13 protein-coding genes and 1 pseudogene are annotated in these 15206 nt (G+C 72.2%); 3 read left to right on the top strand and 11 right to left on the bottom strand.

Going from position 1 to position 15206, the window contains the following annotated elements:
- The 7 genes and pseudogenes from AB0J39_RS31295 to AB0J39_RS31325 form a co-directional block, all read right to left on the bottom strand.
- Window positions 1-251, bottom strand: a pseudogene (locus tag AB0J39_RS31295) (hypothetical protein); the annotation flags it as partial.
- 40 nt (window positions 252-291) lie between these two features.
- Entirely contained in the window at window positions 292-1269 is a 978-nt protein-coding gene (locus tag AB0J39_RS31300) for a copper transporter (protein ID WP_363471350.1), read from the bottom strand.
- Window positions 1266-2462 carry a putative cytokinetic ring protein SteA gene (gene steA, locus AB0J39_RS31305; RefSeq protein WP_363471352.1) on the bottom strand — a complete coding sequence of 399 codons (1197 nt, stop codon included), beginning with the start codon at window positions 2460-2462 and terminating at the stop codon, window positions 1266-1268. The genes AB0J39_RS31300 and steA overlap by 4 nt, the downstream gene beginning before the upstream one ends.
- A 404-nt stretch (window positions 2463-2866) precedes the next feature.
- Window positions 2867-4636 (bottom strand): DNA repair protein RecN, encoded by a 1770-nt coding sequence (gene recN, locus AB0J39_RS31310; protein WP_363471354.1) that lies wholly within the window; start codon window positions 4634-4636, stop codon window positions 2867-2869.
- Between the two features lie 181 nt (window positions 4637-4817).
- Complete coding sequence (locus tag AB0J39_RS31315; protein WP_363471356.1) at window positions 4818-5756, bottom strand: NAD kinase; 939 nt, start codon at window positions 5754-5756, stop codon at window positions 4818-4820.
- Between the two features lie 34 nt (window positions 5757-5790).
- Window positions 5791-6621 (bottom strand): TlyA family RNA methyltransferase, encoded by an 831-nt coding sequence (locus AB0J39_RS31320; RefSeq protein ID WP_363471358.1) that lies wholly within the window; start codon window positions 6619-6621, stop codon window positions 5791-5793.
- Between the two features lie 52 nt (window positions 6622-6673).
- Window positions 6674-6895, bottom strand: a complete 222-nt coding sequence (locus tag AB0J39_RS31325; protein ID WP_363471360.1) for a hypothetical protein — start codon at window positions 6893-6895, stop codon at window positions 6674-6676.
- A gap of 426 nt (window positions 6896-7321) precedes the next feature.
- Here AB0J39_RS31325 and AB0J39_RS31330 point away from each other — a divergent pair, with 426 nt between their 5' ends.
- The gene (locus AB0J39_RS31330) at window positions 7322-7669 is read left to right on the top strand and encodes an SCP2 sterol-binding domain-containing protein (protein ID WP_363471362.1); all 348 of its coding nucleotides are present in this window, start codon (window positions 7322-7324) and stop codon (window positions 7667-7669) included.
- 140 nt (window positions 7670-7809) lie between these two features.
- On the opposite strand, the gene AB0J39_RS31335 is transcribed toward AB0J39_RS31330, so the two are convergent.
- Both AB0J39_RS31335 and AB0J39_RS31340 read right to left on the bottom strand, forming a co-directional pair.
- Entirely contained in the window at window positions 7810-8814 is a 1005-nt protein-coding gene (locus tag AB0J39_RS31335; RefSeq protein ID WP_363471364.1) for an HAD-IIA family hydrolase, read from the bottom strand.
- Window positions 8815-8834: 20 nt separating this feature from the next.
- Window positions 8835-9266, bottom strand: a complete 432-nt coding sequence (locus tag AB0J39_RS31340; protein WP_346228895.1) for a tetratricopeptide repeat protein — start codon at window positions 9264-9266, stop codon at window positions 8835-8837.
- A gap of 87 nt (window positions 9267-9353) precedes the next feature.
- Here AB0J39_RS31340 and AB0J39_RS31345 point away from each other — a divergent pair, with 87 nt between their 5' ends.
- Window positions 9354-10580, top strand: coding sequence for a DUF1015 domain-containing protein (locus AB0J39_RS31345; protein ID WP_363471366.1), 1227 nt, complete (start codon window positions 9354-9356; stop codon window positions 10578-10580).
- Here AB0J39_RS31345 and AB0J39_RS31350 read toward each other — a convergent pair.
- Window positions 10555-11202, bottom strand: a complete 648-nt coding sequence (locus AB0J39_RS31350; RefSeq protein WP_363471368.1) for a hypothetical protein — start codon at window positions 11200-11202, stop codon at window positions 10555-10557. The genes AB0J39_RS31345 and AB0J39_RS31350 overlap by 26 nt on opposite strands.
- A 104-nt stretch (window positions 11203-11306) precedes the next feature.
- Between AB0J39_RS31350 and AB0J39_RS31355 the strand changes: the two genes are divergently transcribed.
- On the top strand, window positions 11307-12233 hold the full coding sequence (locus AB0J39_RS31355) for an MBL fold metallo-hydrolase (RefSeq protein ID WP_363471370.1): 927 nt from the start codon (window positions 11307-11309) through the stop codon (window positions 12231-12233).
- A gap of 91 nt (window positions 12234-12324) precedes the next feature.
- On the opposite strand, the gene AB0J39_RS31360 is transcribed toward AB0J39_RS31355, so the two are convergent.
- Window positions 12325-13338: a hypothetical protein gene (locus AB0J39_RS31360; RefSeq protein WP_363471372.1), complete on the bottom strand. Its 1014-nt coding sequence runs from the start codon at window positions 13336-13338 to the stop codon at window positions 12325-12327.
- Window positions 13339-15206 lie beyond the last annotated feature (1868 nt).

A 15206-nucleotide genomic window follows, 5' to 3' on the forward strand; every position in this document is an offset into this window, starting at 1 on the left:
GGCAGGCCGGGGGCGAGGGCGGAGGCCGCGACAGCGCCGGCGGCGAACGCCGGCCCCTCCAGCAGCGTGACCGGCTCGCCGCGGTGGTTGACCCGGGTCCAGTACTCGTCGGCGGTCTTCTCGTCGCCGATGGGCGGGCGGCGCCGGAACGCGGCGAAGGCGGCACGCGCGGCGACGGCGCCGAGCGCGGCGCCGACGGCAGCGCCGAGCGCCGCGGCGGCGCGGGTGCCGGCCTGGGAACGTGTGGCCACGGCTGTTGCCCTTCTCTCCGTTGGTGTGCCGGCCGGCGGCTCAGCCCCGGCTCGCCACCGGGGTGGGGGTCTGGCTGGGCGCGGTCACCGCGGGCTCGAACGCCGTCGCGCCGCTGCCGACGCCGTACGCGCCGGAACGGCCGGTCAGTTGCTCCCGCAGAGCGTAGACCACGACGACACGGCCCGCGGCGAAATCGACGGTGTCGACCGTCGAGACGGCGGAGGCCACGCCGCCGGTGTCGTGCAGGGCCGCGATGACCCCGCCCGTGCCGGACGCGGTGACGGTGCCCGCGAGGACGGTGCCGAGGGCGCCGGTGTCGAGCCCGGCCGCCACCGAGACGATCGCGTTCGTCTGCCGGTCGGCGTCCTCTCCCTCGTACGGCTGGGACGGCGCGAGCAGGATGGCCATCGTGGCGCGCTGCTCCGGATCGCCCTTCAAGGTCAGGAAGTCGCCGGCCTGGAAGGCCTCCAGCACACCGGTGGCCGCGGGATTGGCCCGGCCCGCCTGCGCGCGGTCGTTGGTCACGATCGCACCGGCGAGCATCGCCGCGGCCTTGTCGTACGGCGTGGCCCCGTCGGGGAAGGCGGTGCCGGCCGGGGCGAGGTTGGTGGCCAGCCCGTCCACCACGTTCGCCTGCTCGGCGTCGGTGAACTTCTCGGTCAGGCTGACCCTGCCGCTGTAGACGGCGCCCGCGCTCGTCACGAGCTTCTCGATCGGGTCGCGCAGGGCGGCCGACGCGCCCGGAGCCTCGACGAGCACGACGCGCTCCCCGGCGAGCTGCCCGCGCACGAGCTCGGGCAGGTGCGTCGTGACCAGCGAGTCGCTGCCCTCCTCGCGGCTCTGCAGCTGCGAGATCTGGGCCAGGTTGCTCTCGTTGGCCTTCCGCAGTGACGCGGTCATCTCCTCGGCCGACTTGAAGAACGTGGGCTCGAGCACGGTGCTGCCCAGCACGATGCCGACCGTGAGCGCGAGGAAGATCGCCACGATCGAGACGAGGTGATAACGGAAATCGATCACGAGAAGAGTCCGACCAGCCAGAAGATGAAGCCGTTCCAGGCCACGCGCAGGCCGTTCAGCCATACCTGGCCGATCGGCGACACCGAGAGCACGACGCCGATCGTGACCAGTGTGGTGGCCACGAGCAGCAGGAGGGAGGGCGTGGAGATCCGGCTGCGGTAGAGCCTGCTCACGCCCTTGGCGTCCACGAGCTTGCTGCCCACCCGCAGGCGGGTGAGGAACGTGCTCGCCGCGCCCGACCTGCCCTTGTCCAGGAACTCGTCGAGCGTCCAATGGGTGCCGACCGCGACGATCAACGTGGCGCCCTTGTCGTCGGCGAGGAGCATGGCGATGTCCTCGCTCGTCCCGGTCGCGGGGAACACGACCGCCTCCTGGCCGAGCTTGTGCACCCGATCCAGCCCCGGAGCCCGCCCGTCGCGGTAGGCGTGCACGACCAGTTCGGCGCCGCAGCACAGCGCCTTCTCCGAGACGGAGTCGAAGTCGCCCACGATGATGTCGGGCACGTACCCCGCGTCGAGCAGCGCGTCCGCCCCGCCGTCCACGCCGATCAGCACCGGGCGGTACTCCCGGATGTACGGCCGCAGCGTGGCGATGTCCTCCTTGTAGTGGTAACCCCGCACCACGATGAGGGCGTGGCGGTTCTCCAGGGAGGTGCGGATGTCGGGCACGCCGACTCCGTCGATCAGAAGGTCACGCTCGCGCCGGACGTACTCCATCGTGTTCGCGGCGAATGCCTCGATCTGGACGGCCAGGCCCGCGCGGGCCTCGGTCATCGCCGCCTCGACGCTCTCGGCGGTCTGCGGCTGCCCCTTTCCGATCAGTTCCTCGTCGAGGTAGACCATGCCCTCGTGGACGCGGATCACGTCACCGTCCGCGATCCGCTCGAACAGTTCCGGCGACGCGTTGTCGATCAGGGGCACGCCCGCGTCGATCAGGATCTGCGGCCCGAGGTTGGGGTAACGGCCGCTGATGCTCGCGGCGACGTTGACCACGGCCGCCACGCCGCACGCGACGAGAGCCTCCCCGCTGACCCGGTCGATGTCGACGTGATCGATAATCGCGATTTCCCCGGGCTTGAGGCGCTTGGTAAGCCTCTTCGTCCGCCTGTCGATTCTCGCCACTGCCGTCACCCCGGGAAGGCCGTCGGCCTTCCTGCGGCGGAGGCCCGGAACATTCAAGCTCGGGACCTTCATCATGACCATCCTGCCAGAGGCGGCGACCGCCACGCTTCCACACCCCACGGCTCGTCTGATTTCTCACTGCAAGTCAGGGATGTTGCCGAGGTGCGACGACCGGGGGCAGCCGGGGTCGACGCACACCTTCCGCGACGCCGTCCGACCCCCGTTCCTCGTCCCCTCGTTCCCGGGGCTTGACTGCTTCCCGGCGCGCCCCGATCGAAACGTCACCCCCGCGCACGCCCCGCCGAGTGTACGCCCCGGGCGGGCCGGGGACGCCGTCGGTGCGCATGCGCTCAGCCGGGGCGCAGGCGCCCGCCACACGGCTCGGGCCAGGCCACGCTCACCCCCCGGGGCCGACGCTCGGCACTCAGCCGGGGCGCCGACGCTCGGCACTCAGCCGGGGCGCCGGTGCACGGCACTCAGCCGGCGGTGCGGCGGCCCGAACGCTTGGACCCGCCCGAGGACTGCTTCTCCCAGGCGGCCTTGTCGGCGGCGGCGATGGACAGCAGCTCTGCCGCGTGCGCCCGGCCGAGTTCGGAGTCCTCCAGGCCGGCGAGCATCCGCGCCAGCTCCCGCTCGCGACCGTCCTGGTCGAGGGTCACGACACCGCTGCGGACCACGCTGCCGTCGCTCGCCTTCTCGACCACGAGGTGCTGGTCGGCGAAGGCCGCAACCTGCGGCAGGTGGGTGACCACGATGACCTGCGCGGTCCTGGCGAGCTTGGCCAGCCGCCTGCCGATCTCCACGGCCGCCTTGCCGCCCACTCCGGCGTCGACCTCGTCGAACACGAACGTCGGCACGGGGTCGGCGCCGGCGAAGACCACTTCGATGGCGAGCATCACCCGGCTCAGCTCACCGCCCGAGGCGCCCTTGGTCAGCGGCAGCGGCGGCGCGCCGGGATGCGAGGCCAGCCGGAGCTCGACCTCGTCCACGCCGTGCGGGCCGAAGCCCTCCGTGGCGGTGATCTCTACGCTCACCCGGGCGTGCGGCATGGCGAGCGCGGTCAGCTCCTCGGTCACCGCCCGGCCGAACCGTTCGGCCGCGGCGGCGCGGATGGCGGTCAGCTCACCGGCCAGCTCGCCCAGCCGCTCGGTGAGCTCGCCGTGCTCCCGCGTCAGCTCCTCGATGCGCTCGTCATCGCCCTCGAGCTCCGACAGCCGCTCGGCGGCCCGCTGCGCCCAGGCGAGGACGGCCGAGACGTCCTCGCCGTACTTGCGCATGAGGCCGTTCAGCGCCGCCCTGCGCTCCTGCACCGCCGCGAGCCGCGCCGGGTCGGCCTCGACCGACTCGGCGTATGCGGCCAGCTCGGTGGCCACGTCGGAGACCAGGTAACCGGCCTCGGCCAGGCGGTCTGCGAGACCGGCGAGCGCGGGATCGAAGTCGCGCACCGACTCCACGGCCGCCTTGGCGTGGCCGAGCAGCGACACGGCGTCCTGCACGTCCTGCGCGCCCGACATCGGATCCCCGAGCAGCGCCGTGTGCGCGGTCGTGGCGGCGGTGCGCAGCGCGTCGGCGTGGGAGAGCCGCTCGGCCTCCTCCTTCAGCTCGGCGTCCTCCCCTGGCCGGGGCTCCAGTTTCTCGATCTCCTCCAGGCCGAACCGCAGCACGTCGGCCTCCTGCGTCCGCTCCCTGGCCTTGACGGTCAGCTCGTGGAGCAGCTCGCCCACCTGCTTGTGCCGCTTGTATGCCTGCTCGTAGGCCCGCAGGGGCTTGATCAGCTCGTCTCCGGCGTAGCGGTCGAGCGCCGCCCGCTGCCTGCCGGGCTGCAGCAGCCGCTGCTGGTCCATCTGGCCGTGCACGGCCACGAGGTCGTCGGCGATGTAGGTCAGCGTGCCCACCGGCACGGCACGGCCGCCCAGCCAGGCGCGGGAGCGGCCCTCGGCGGAGACCGACCGGGAGATGATGAGCTGCCCGTCCTCGACCTCGCCGCCGACGTCGGCGACCTGCTGGGCCACGCGGCCCCCCGGCTCGATGACGAGCGTGCCCTCGATCGTGGCCTTGTCGGCGCCGGGCCGGACCCTGGCCGGGTCGGCCCGCCCTCCGAACAGCAGGCCGAGGCCGGTGACGACCATCGTCTTGCCGGCTCCCGTCTCACCCGTGACGACGGTGAATCCCGGTGACAGCTCCAGGATGGCTTCGTCGATCACGCCGAGCCCCTGGATGCGGACCTCCTCGACCCGTGGCCGCACTGGTCCCTCCCGTTTTGCCGACCGAACTCGCCAGAGATCCTACGCGTAACTCGTCAAGATTTTCGAGGACGGCGTGTCCGTCCCGCGGCCCGAACGAGAATCTGTGGACACGAAATGCCTGCTCATCCGGCATATCGCCACCAACCGCCACACTGCGCTGTGGACCGCGGCGCCTTCACGGTCAGCCGGAGCGCACCCGGCCTCGCCAGCCCTGCACCGGCAGGCCGAACTTCGCCACCAGACGGTCGGTGAAGGGCGCCCCGGTGGCCTCCACGCCGAGCAGGCGGGCCAGCCGCACCGGCACCTCACCCCTGCGGACCTCCACCCGGGCGCCGGGCGGGATGTCGAAGCGGCGGCGCCCGTCGCACCACAGCACGCCGGCGCTGGTGTCGGGAAGGATCTCCAGCGCGAGCGTGGACTTCGGTGACACCACCATCGGCCGGGCGAACAGGGCGTGGGCGCTGTTGGGCACGAGGAGCAGCGCCTCCACCTCGGGCCAGACCACCGGGCCGCCCGCCGAGAACGCGTACGCCGTCGACCCGGTGGGGGTCGCGCAGATCACACCGTCGCACCCCCAGCGCGACAGCGGGCGGCCGTCGATCTCCGCCACGACCTCCAGCATGCGGTCCTTCTTCTCGACCGACGCCTCGTTGAGCGCCCAGGTGCGGGCGAGCACCGAGCCGTTGAGGCGCACGACGACCTCGACCGTCATGCGCTTTTCGACCTCGTAGCTGCCCTCGACCACCCGGTCCACCACGGACGTCAGGTCCTCCACCTCCGCCTCGGCGAGGAAGCCCACGTGGCCCAGGTTCACGCCGAGCAGCGGCACCGCGGCCGGACGGGCCAGCTCGGCCGCGCGCAGCAGCGTGCCGTCACCACCCAGGACGATGATCAGCTCGGCCCCGTCGAGCGCCGCCCCGTTCTCCGGGACGACCTCCGCGTGGACGCGGCCGAGTTCCGCCGCCTCCTCGTCGAGCACCCGGACGTTGATGCCCGCCTCGATCAGCCGTTCCACGACCAGGCGGGCGCTGCGCACGGCCGCCTCCCGGCCCGTGTGCGCCGTCACCAGGACGGTCCTCTTGGCGTCCGCCCGGTCGCCCGCCGCGCCGCCCGTGCTCATCGCGTTCATCGTCTCCACGCCTCGCCGCCCGCGCTCACCGGGGGCCCTCCGCGACCGCCGTGTCGACGGCGGTGTCCACGTCGGGCACGGACTCGTGTCCCTGCCCCTTCCCGAGCCACAGCACGTATTCCACGTTTCCCGACGGTCCCGGCAACGGGCTCGCCGTCACGCCCTTGACCGTCAGACCCAGCGAGCGCGCCGACGCCGCGACGTCCCGCACCGCCTGCGCCCGCAGGGCCGGGTCGCGTACGACGCCTCCCGCCCCCACGCGCTCCTTGCCTACCTCGAACTGAGGTTTCACCAGCATCGCGAACTCCGCCACCTCGGCCGCGCAGCCCACCAGAGCCGGCAGGACGAGCCGGAGGGAGATGAAGGACAGGTCCCCGACGATCAGCGTCGGCGGCTCGCCCACCATCTCCGGAGTCAGGTCGCGGACGTTGACCCGCTCCATCACCGTGACCCGCTCGTCGGTGCGCAGCGACCAGGCGAGCTGGCCGTACCCCACGTCGACCGCGAGCACGTGGGCGGCGCCGTGCCTGAGCAGCACGTCGGTGAAGCCGCCGGTGGAGGCTCCCGCGTCGAGGCATCGGCGCCCCTCGACGCGCAGCCCCTCGAACGCGCGCAGCGCGCCGAGCAGCTTGTGCGCGCCCCTGGACACGTAGTCCGGGCCCTCCGCCGCCTCGGCGACCACGATGGGTGCGGCGGTGTCCACCTGGGTGGCCGCCTTGCCCGCCACCTGGCCCCCGACACTGACCCGGCCCGCCTCGATGAGCTGGACCGCCTGCTCCCTGGAACGGGCGAGCCCCCGGCGCACGAGCTCGCTGTCCAGCCGGACGCGCTTCACCGCACCCGTCCCGCCGCGCATTCGCGTGCCGGGTACGTCCGGCTCCCGGCGACCGCGGCCGCTCTCGTGACGCTCACCGGTCGCTCTCTTCGTCGCCGCCGGCTACGGCCTGCGGTCCCCCGGCATCCTCCACGGACGCGAGCACCGCTTCGAGACCGGCCAGGACCCGCTCGAAGACGCCCACGTGCTCGGACACCGGCACGTGAGCCAGCCGTCCGAGAGGCGACAACGCGGCCTGCACGCCGTCGGCGCCCGAGGCTAGGTGTTCCCCGGCCGCGATACCGCTGTCCGTCATGATCCCTTCCTGCTGCGCCTGCCCCGCCATGATCCCCCACGCGCGGCGTCACGCTCGCGCCGGGGCTTGGGCCCGTGCTTCCGCCGGGACCGGGCCCCGGACGTGCCGTACGCGCACGCGGCCCATGCCGCGACGGTCCCCTTGCGGGCCGCGACGGCGCTGGTCGCCTCGACGCTATCGGACGCCACCGACGATCGCGCGCCATCCGGCCGTTCGGCGGAAGACGGCGAGACATTCCCTCCCGTGGTCTCACCCCCCCCGGGGCCGTTGCCGTTCCGTGACCCGGCGCGGATTTCGCGCCGCCCGCCGGTGGAAAGCTACTGTCGGTAGGTAGAGGGGAAATCACATCGTCGACCGGTGATCCGCGCACGGCACGAGGAGAAGCGGTTCACGAGGAGACACGGTCCGAAGGAGAGAGGCAGGCGCATGGCGACCGTCGAGGAATGCCGGGCGGCGCTGGACAAGCTCGTCAAGCAGTTCGACGAGATCAGCGAGCAGGACCGTGCCAAGCACGTGGTCGAACGCCGGCTGGCCTGCCGGATCTCCGATCTCGGCGTGACGTTCTACGGCCGCCTTCACCGGAACGGGCTCGACCCCTTCAAGGAGGTGCCCCCGGAGGACGGGCGGCCCGCCGAGGTCAAGCTGACGCTCAAGAGCGAGGACCTGGTCTCGATGGTGAACGGCGAGCTCGACATGGGCCGGGCGCTGCTCGGCGGCCGGGTCAAGATCGACGCCAGCCTCGGCGATCTGCTGCGCCTGCGCAAGCTCCTCTGACCGCTCCCGCGCGTACCCGCCAAGCCGACAATGGATCGTGAGACGCGCCGTCCCCCGGCGGTCGGGCTCGAAGCGCGGGCCGGGAGCGAAGCGGCGGGCCGGCACTTGAGACCGCGCACCGCCGCCGTTCTTGGCCCCGGTCAGTTGTCGAGCGACGCCAGGGCGCCCTTGACCGCGTCCTCGTCCGCCTGACCGTCCCCCGCGGCTTCCCACGTGGCGGCGCACGCGGCGCGCAGCCCCTCGACCGGGTCGCCCTCCCCGGTCAGCACGAGCTTCCCGTCCTGCCAGGCGGCCGTCCACCCGCCGCAGGTCCAGCCGCCCGAACCCCGCCGTACGGGAACCACGGGCGCGTGCAGGCCGGACAGGTCGGCGGCGACGTGGGTGGGCCGGTGCCGGGGAGCGGCGGTGAGCACGTCGAGCGCGCCGGCGACGCCGGTCAGCACGAGCAGGCTGTCGACGCCGGCCCGGGTCGCGCCCTCGATGTCGGTGTCGAGCCGGTCGCCCACGATCAGCGGCCGTTCGGCGCGGGTGCGGATCATCGATTCGCGATGCAGCGGCGGCTCCGGCTTGCCCGCGACCACGGGCTCGACACCCGTGGCGGTGGCGATCACCCGGCTCATCGCCCCGTTCCCGGGCTGTTCGCCCCGGCCTGTCGGCATCGTCGTGTCGCCGTTGGCCGCGACGAACCAGGCTCCCCGACGTACGGCGAGCGCCCCCTCGGACAGCAGCCCGTAGGACAGGTTCTCGGCGATGCCCTGCACCACGGCGGCAGGAGCGTCCAAGGCCGACGTGACGGGACGCAGGCCGTGCTCCCGCAGCGCCATCCGCAGTCCCATGCCGCCCACGACCAGGACGGCCGACCCCGCCGGCACGTGCTCCGCGATCAGGCGGGCCGCCGCCTGGGCGGATGTGACCACGTCCTCCGGGGCGGCCGGCACGCCCAGATGATTGAGGTGCTGTGCGATCGCCCCCGGTGTGCGGCTCGCGTTGTTCGTCACGAACGCGAGCCGCACGCCCAGGTCCCGAGCCTTCACCAGCGCCTCGGGGGCGCCGGGGACCGCCTGTTTTCCGAGATAGACGACACCGTCGAGGTCCAGCAACAGCGTGTCGTAGGCGTCCGCGAGAGTGCCGGTGATTTCTGACATGGCGGAAGTATGGCCTACGGTCACGCACGCCTCGCCCGCAGCGTGGCCCGGACCTGCTTCAGCGCGGACACGTAGTGCCGGAGGTCGGGGCGCATCGCCACCGCCACCGCGAGCGGCTCCTGGGCTCCCTCGACGTCTCCGCTGCGCCACAGCGACAGGCCCAGACCAAAGTAGGCGTAGTCCTCGGCGGGATTGGCGTCGACGATCCAGCGGAAACTACCCGCCGCCTCGTCGTATCGCTTGGAGTTGAACTGGGCGCGGGCCAGGGCCTCGCGGATGCTGCGCGAGTCGGGCTCGGCCCGTGCGGCGTGCTCCAGAATCGCCGCGGCCGCGGCCGGGCTGCCCTCCTCGAGCAGCCTCATGCCGCGCTGGAACCACTCGTAGACACCACCGGAAGGCGTACCGCCCGGATCATTGGAAGAAGCAGAAGCCTCGTTTCGTCCTTCGATCATCGGGTAAGCCCTCCTGCACTCCGATTTCGCTAGCAACCGGGCACCGCAGCGTCGGGGAGTCCGGGCACTTATGGCAACATGCCCGGTATGGAGAGTTCTGAACGGGCGGGACTGGTGCTACGTCCGTTCCACGGCGTCCGATACGCGGTGGACGACCTGGCCGCTGTCACCTCCCCGCCGTATGACCTCATCTCCCCTGAGGAACTGCGGGAACTGCTCAGTCGTCATGCGAACAACGTCGTGCGCCTGATCCTTCCCGGAATCAGCCACTACGGCGAGGCGAGCGCCGCCCTGGGCGAGTGGCTCGCCGAGGGAGTGCTGGCGGTCGACTCCCTGCCCGGCCTGTACGTGTACGAGCAGAGCGGGGTCGGTTTCCTGCAGCGGGGCCTGATCGGCGGCGTGGGGGTCGGCTCGGCCTCGATCCTCCCGCACGAGAACGTGCTGCCGGAGCCCGTCGCCGACCGGCTCGCCCTGATGCGGGCCACGCAGGCCAACTTCGAGCCGATCTTCCTGTTGTACGAGGGCGGCGGCACCGCCTCCCGGCTCGTCGACGACGTGGCGACACAGCGATTCCCCCTGGTGGACGTCCGGACCCGTGAGGGCGTGCACCACCGGCTCTGGGCGGTGACCGACGTCCACGAGATCGACGCCGTGGCGGAGGACCTGCGCGATCGCCAGGCGCTCATCGCCGATGGTCACCACCGTTACGCCACCTACGAGGCGCTGCAGAAGGACCACATCGGCCCCGGGCCCTGGGACTACGGCCTGGCGTATCTGGTCGACTCCACGGTCTATCCCCCCGACCTCAGGGCCATCCACCGGGTCATTCCCGGGCTGCCCCTGCAGGAGGCCGCCGCCCGGGCCAAGGGCGCCTGGCAGGTCCACGAGTTCTCCCTGGTCGAGGACGCCCTCGCGGGTCTCGCCACGGCGACCGGCCCCGCCTTCGTGCTCGCCGGCGACGGCCCCGCCCACCTGCTGACGGATCCGGACCCGCTGCAGGTCGAGCACGCCATGCCGTCCGAGCAGTCCGCGCGGTGGCGGATGCTCGACACCTCGATCCTCACGGCGTTCCTCCTGCCCAAGGTGTGGGGGATCACCGACAGCGAGCAGTCGGTGATGGTCGTGCACCACGACGCCCTCGCCGCCGTGGACAAGGCGCGCCGGCTCGGCGGAACGGCGGTGCTGCTGAATCCGCTGTCCACGGAGGACGTCCTCACGGTCGCGGCGCAGGGCGAGCGAGTGCCGCGCAAGTCGACCTCGTTCGGTCCCAAGCCCAGGACGGGGCTGGTCATGCGGACCTTCGCCACTGACTGACCACCTCACCGGCGGGCTGCCCGGAGTCGGCGACGCGCTGATCGCAGGACGACGGCGCGGGAGACACCGCGGCCTGCCCGCCGGGAGACCCCGTAAGGTCTGCGGGCTGAGCCGCACCGCCGGAGGACGCTTCTGCGACCTCACCGCGTCCGACGGCCTCGCGGGCATCAGTGGCCGCAGCCCCGGCATCTGCTTGAGCCGCCTCAGCCGCGGCATCTGCCTGAGCGGTCTCAAGGGTGGCGTCCCCAGCCGCGGTGTCCCCGATGGCGGTGTCGTCACCGGCGCGGGGAGCCCTCCTGCGCCGTCTCCGGGCGGGGACGGCCGGCTCGACGCGGCGCGCCCTGCGAACCTCGATCTCGTAGCGACTGCCGCCCCGCCACCAGCGGCGGCGCAACGCGCCTTCCACCTCCACCAGATCATCGAGCCGCCACCCGGCCAGCATGTCGCGCACCCCGTCGTCGAACGTCGCGCACTCGATCGCGTCGGATCGATGGAAGCCCGGCCGGCCTCCGGGCCTGCGGACCGCGAGGCGCCACTGTGTCAGCAGGGCTCCGCTCGGCAGTTCCCGGTGCGCCGGCTCCATGGACAGCCGCCCCGCGAGCGTCACCTCGTTGCGGTGCATGTGATCTCCTCTCTGCCACGGAGATCACTGTGCGCGACCAGGTTGGGCCGGCGACTCTCTGAATGCCATTCTGTGGATACCGGTTCTAGTTACAGGAGTGGACTGTGGACAACGTGACTCCACTCGGCGGCGACGTCTACGAGATCGACACGCGGATGGCGGGTTATTCCGGCATCACCGCCGGCTACCTGATCCTCGGCGACCGTCCGTGCCTGGTCGAGACGGGCACCTCGACCTCGGCTCCCGTGGTCAGGGACGCTCTGTCGTCCCTAGGGGTCGGACCGGACGATCTCGCGACCGTCGTGGTGACCCACATTCACCTGGATCACGCGGGCGGCGTGGGAGACATCGCGAACTACTACCCGTCCGCGGAGATCGTCGTCCACGAGAAGGGCGCCCGCCACCTCGCCGACCCGTCCCGGCTCATGGCGAGCGCCAAGATGGTCTGGGGCGACAAGCTCGACGTACTGTTCGGCACTCTCGCGCCCACCGACGCGGCCCGCATCCGTGCCCTGGGCGACACCGGAACGATCGACCTTGGCAACGGCCGCACCCTGGCGAGCCACTACTCCCCCGGTCACGCCAAGCATCATGTGGGCCTGCTGGACTCGCTCACGGGGGACCTTTACGTCGGCGACGCCGCGGGCGTGTATCTGCCCGAGACCGGAGACCTCCGGCCTGCCACGCCGCCGCCGGACTTCGACCTCGACGTCGCCCTCGACTCGATAGCGCTGTTCACGGCGCTGAAACCGCAGCGGCTGCTGTTCAGCCATTACGGACCCGTGGAGGACGTGCCCACGACCCTCGAACGGTCTGCCGAGGAACTCCGGCTCTGGGTGGACCTCACGAAGCGGGCCAGAGCCGAGGGCCTCGACCTCGACCACGCCGTCGCGATGGTGCGCGACCGGACGCGGGAGCGGTACGCCGCGCTGCGCGCCGACGCGGCCACCGCCGAGCAGTTCGAACTGCTGAGCGGCGCGCCGTCGAACGTCGCGGGGATCATGCACTGGCTGGACCGCACCCCGCGCTGACCTCGGCATCTCAGTCGGAGGCAGAGGCTGGGCGGCGCGTCTTGGGGGCAAAGGAAACGGGCGCCGCCAAGGCGGCGCCCGTTCGAACAGCTCAGGACTGGCGCTTCACCCGATCCTCGGAGTCCTCCGGATCGTCGAGCACGTCGCCGAAGTTCGGTTCGATGAACGCGGGGCCGTAGGACGGCCCGCTCTCCTTCTCCGAAGGCCGGTCGGTCTCGTCTGCACCGGATGCCTCCTCTGCCGCCGAGGACGACACAGGCGTGGGCGTGTCCTCGTCCGCCGGGTTGTCGTCCGCGGGCTCACCCGCCGGGACGACCTCACCGGAAGAGTCGCCGGAGGAGTCGCCGCCGGGGATGCCGGTCTGGTCTTCCTCGTCCTCGACGGTCCCCGCGATGTCCTCGTCGCCGATCTCCTCCTCGTCTTCCTCCTCGTCGTCGAGAAGGTCGTCGAGGATGTCGCCGCCCTCGGGAGCGGACTCGTCGTGGTCCTCCTCCAGGTCCTCGATGAGTCCGCCGGTCAGCTCCGCGTAGCGGTCGGCCGCGTCGGTCTCGCCGTCCTCGTCGAACGCCATCGCCCGGGCGAACCAGTCGGTCGCCGCCTCCTCGTGGCCCGCGTCGGCCAGGGCGTCCGCGTACGCGAAAGCCAGCCGTGCCGACCAGGGCTTGGGCTGCGGGTCGCGCAGTTCCGGAACCCGCTGCAGCGTGATGACAGCGGCGTCGTGCTGACCGAGGTCACGACGGGCCCCGGACTCCACGATGGCCAGCTCGATGCGGCCCGCGCGGTCCAGCCGTTCGGCCTCACGAGACCGGACGAGGTCGAGCGCCCGCTCGGGCCGTCCAAGGCCGCGCTCGCAGTCCGCCATGATCGGCAGGTACTCGTCCGAGCCGGTGATCCGCCTCGCGGCGCGAAGGTCGCCCAGCGCCTCGGCGTACTGACCCGCGTGGTAGGCGGCGATGCCGGTGGCCTCACGGACCACGCCGATCCTGCCCGCGAAGCGGCGGGCCACCTTGGCGTGCTCGTACGCCTTTTCCGGCTCCTCCGCCGTCAGCGCACGGGCGGCCGCCACCAGGTGGCTGGCCACGAGGTCCGCAAGGTCGTTCGGCAACGAACGGAGCTCCGCACGCGCCTCCCGATCCAGTTCGTCCGGCGTGATGTCCGGCTCCAGCGGGGGGATCTCCTCGCGGGTCCTCGGCCTGCTCGGCTCGTCCGGCCTGCCGTAGCGCGCCCGGCTGCCGCCCCGGTCGTCACGACTGAAGGGACGCGCCCCACCGCGGTCGCCACCATAGGACCTGGACTCGTCACGATCTCTGCCGAAGGGACGGCCACCGCGGTCACCGCCGGACTCGCGTCGCGGCCGATCACCCGAACCAGGCGCACGTCCACGGAAGGTCCGAGTCCCTTCCCCACGGTCACCGCCGGAACGCCTGTCGTCGCGGTCGCGGAAGGACCCGTCAGGCCTGTCTCCCGACGTACGGCGCGGCCTGTCACCGAAGGAGGAGTCCCGGTCACGGTAGCGGTCACCGCCGCCCGCGTCCTGCCGGTCAGCGTAGGAACGCCTGGGCCTGTCCTCGCCGCCTCTGGAGTCGCGGTCGCCGAACGGACGCCGCGGCCGATCTCCTCCCCCGAATCCTCGATCCGGGCCCCGGTCGCCGCCTCGGTCGCCGTAGGGACGCCGGGGACGGTCCGGGCGCTCGTTGCCCCTGCCGCCCCTGTCGTCACGGCCGTAACCGCGCTCCTGGTCCGGACGTCGCGGCGGGCGACTGCCGGACCCGTCACGATCGTCGCGCTCGTACCGAGGGGTGTAGGAGCGGCCTTCCCGGCTCTCCCGGCCCTCGCGACTGTCGCGGCTGTCGCGCTCGCGGAAGCCGTACCGTCCGCCGAAGCCGCCGCCCTGGCGCTGGGGACGGTCCCCGTACCCTCCGCCTTCCCGACGATCGGTGCGGCGCTCGCCGTACGGCCGGCTGCCGCGGTCATCGGACCGGAACGGGCGGCCTCCGCCCCGCTCCTCGCGGTCGCGGAAGCCCTGGCCCCCGCGCGAGTCGTCGCGGTCCGCATAGGAGCGGCGCGGTCGATCGGTCCGAGAGGCGTCCCTGTCCTGGTAGGTGCGATCCCACCGTCCCTCGAACCCGCCGGCGCCGCGCGGCCGGTCGCCGCGGTCGAAGCTCCGCCCCCCGTCGCGGTCGCGGTTCCCACCGCGATCGTCGGTACGGCCGCCCGCCCGATCCGAGGCGCCGAAGGGACGGCGGCCGCGGTCGTCCCGGTCACGGTAGCCGCCACCCCTTTCGCGATCCCCGTAGGAGCCGGTCGGTCTGTCATCGCGATCGCGTGAACCGAACCGTCGACCGGACGGACCGCCCTGGTCGCGGGAGCCGCGCCTGTCGGAGTGGAACGGGCGCTCGCCGCGCTCGCCGCGGTCGCCGCGGAAGCCTTCTCGCCGCTCTCCATAACGACCGCCGAAGCCGCCGCTTCCTCCGTTACCGCGGAACCCTCCGGCGCGCTCGCCCCGGTCCCTGCTCTCTTCGCGGTTGTCTCCGCCACGGCCCGCGCCGTCGCGCCCGTCTTCTCTGTTCACTTCTGTCCTCTGTTGCTTGCTCACCGCGTCCGGTTCGCCGGCCGCAGGGCTCTGTCTTCCCGAAGTCCTGGACTATTGGGGATCCACCCCATACCCGATGAGTTGCAGGGAAGACACGTTGTTTCGCCGCAGGTCCGCTGAGATCGCGTCCGCCGCAGCCTTCGCTTCTCGTCCGATGCGACGAAGGCCACCCGTGGGGTGGCCCGGCACTGCCAGCCTAGCGCGCCGTCACTACCGCCCGGGCCTCTATGGGCGCTTTCGCTCCCGTCCACCAGGTCTACCTGGCGTGGGGCGGCGACATGACTCAAAACAAAAAAGGGGCCACCCCATGCGGGGTGACCCCTTTTTCAAAGATTGTCCGGCGGTGTCCTACTCTCCCACACCGTCCCCGGTGCAGTACC

It is taken from the genome of Microbispora sp. NPDC049633, from assembly GCF_040675265.1.
GTDB classification, from domain to species: Bacteria; Actinomycetota; Actinomycetes; order Streptosporangiales; family Streptosporangiaceae; genus Microbispora; species Microbispora maris.

What these genes read in the sequence shown, in the direction of transcription:
- steA (WP_363471352.1), bottom strand. Translation starts at nt 2,462, where the DNA reads ATGAAGGTCCCGAGCTTGAATGTTCCGGGCCTCCGCCGCAGGAAGGCC.
- AB0J39_RS31315 (WP_363471356.1), bottom strand. Translation starts at nt 5,756, where the DNA reads ATGAGCACGGGCGGCGCGGCGGGCGACCGGGCGGACGCCAAGAGGACC.
- AB0J39_RS31320 (WP_363471358.1), bottom strand. Translation starts at nt 6,621, where the DNA reads ATGCGCGGCGGGACGGGTGCGGTGAAGCGCGTCCGGCTGGACAGCGAG.
- AB0J39_RS31325 (WP_363471360.1), bottom strand. Translation starts at nt 6,895, where the DNA reads ATGACGGACAGCGGTATCGCGGCCGGGGAACACCTAGCCTCGGGCGCC.
- AB0J39_RS31330 (WP_363471362.1), top strand. Translation starts at nt 7,322, where the DNA reads ATGGCGACCGTCGAGGAATGCCGGGCGGCGCTGGACAAGCTCGTCAAG.
- AB0J39_RS31335 (WP_363471364.1), bottom strand. Translation starts at nt 8,814, where the DNA reads ATGTCAGAAATCACCGGCACTCTCGCGGACGCCTACGACACGCTGTTG.
- AB0J39_RS31340 (WP_346228895.1), bottom strand. Translation starts at nt 9,266, where the DNA reads ATGATCGAAGGACGAAACGAGGCTTCTGCTTCTTCCAATGATCCGGGC.
- AB0J39_RS31345 (WP_363471366.1), top strand. Translation starts at nt 9,354, where the DNA reads ATGGAGAGTTCTGAACGGGCGGGACTGGTGCTACGTCCGTTCCACGGC.
- AB0J39_RS31350 (WP_363471368.1), bottom strand. Translation starts at nt 11,202, where the DNA reads ATGCACCGCAACGAGGTGACGCTCGCGGGGCGGCTGTCCATGGAGCCG.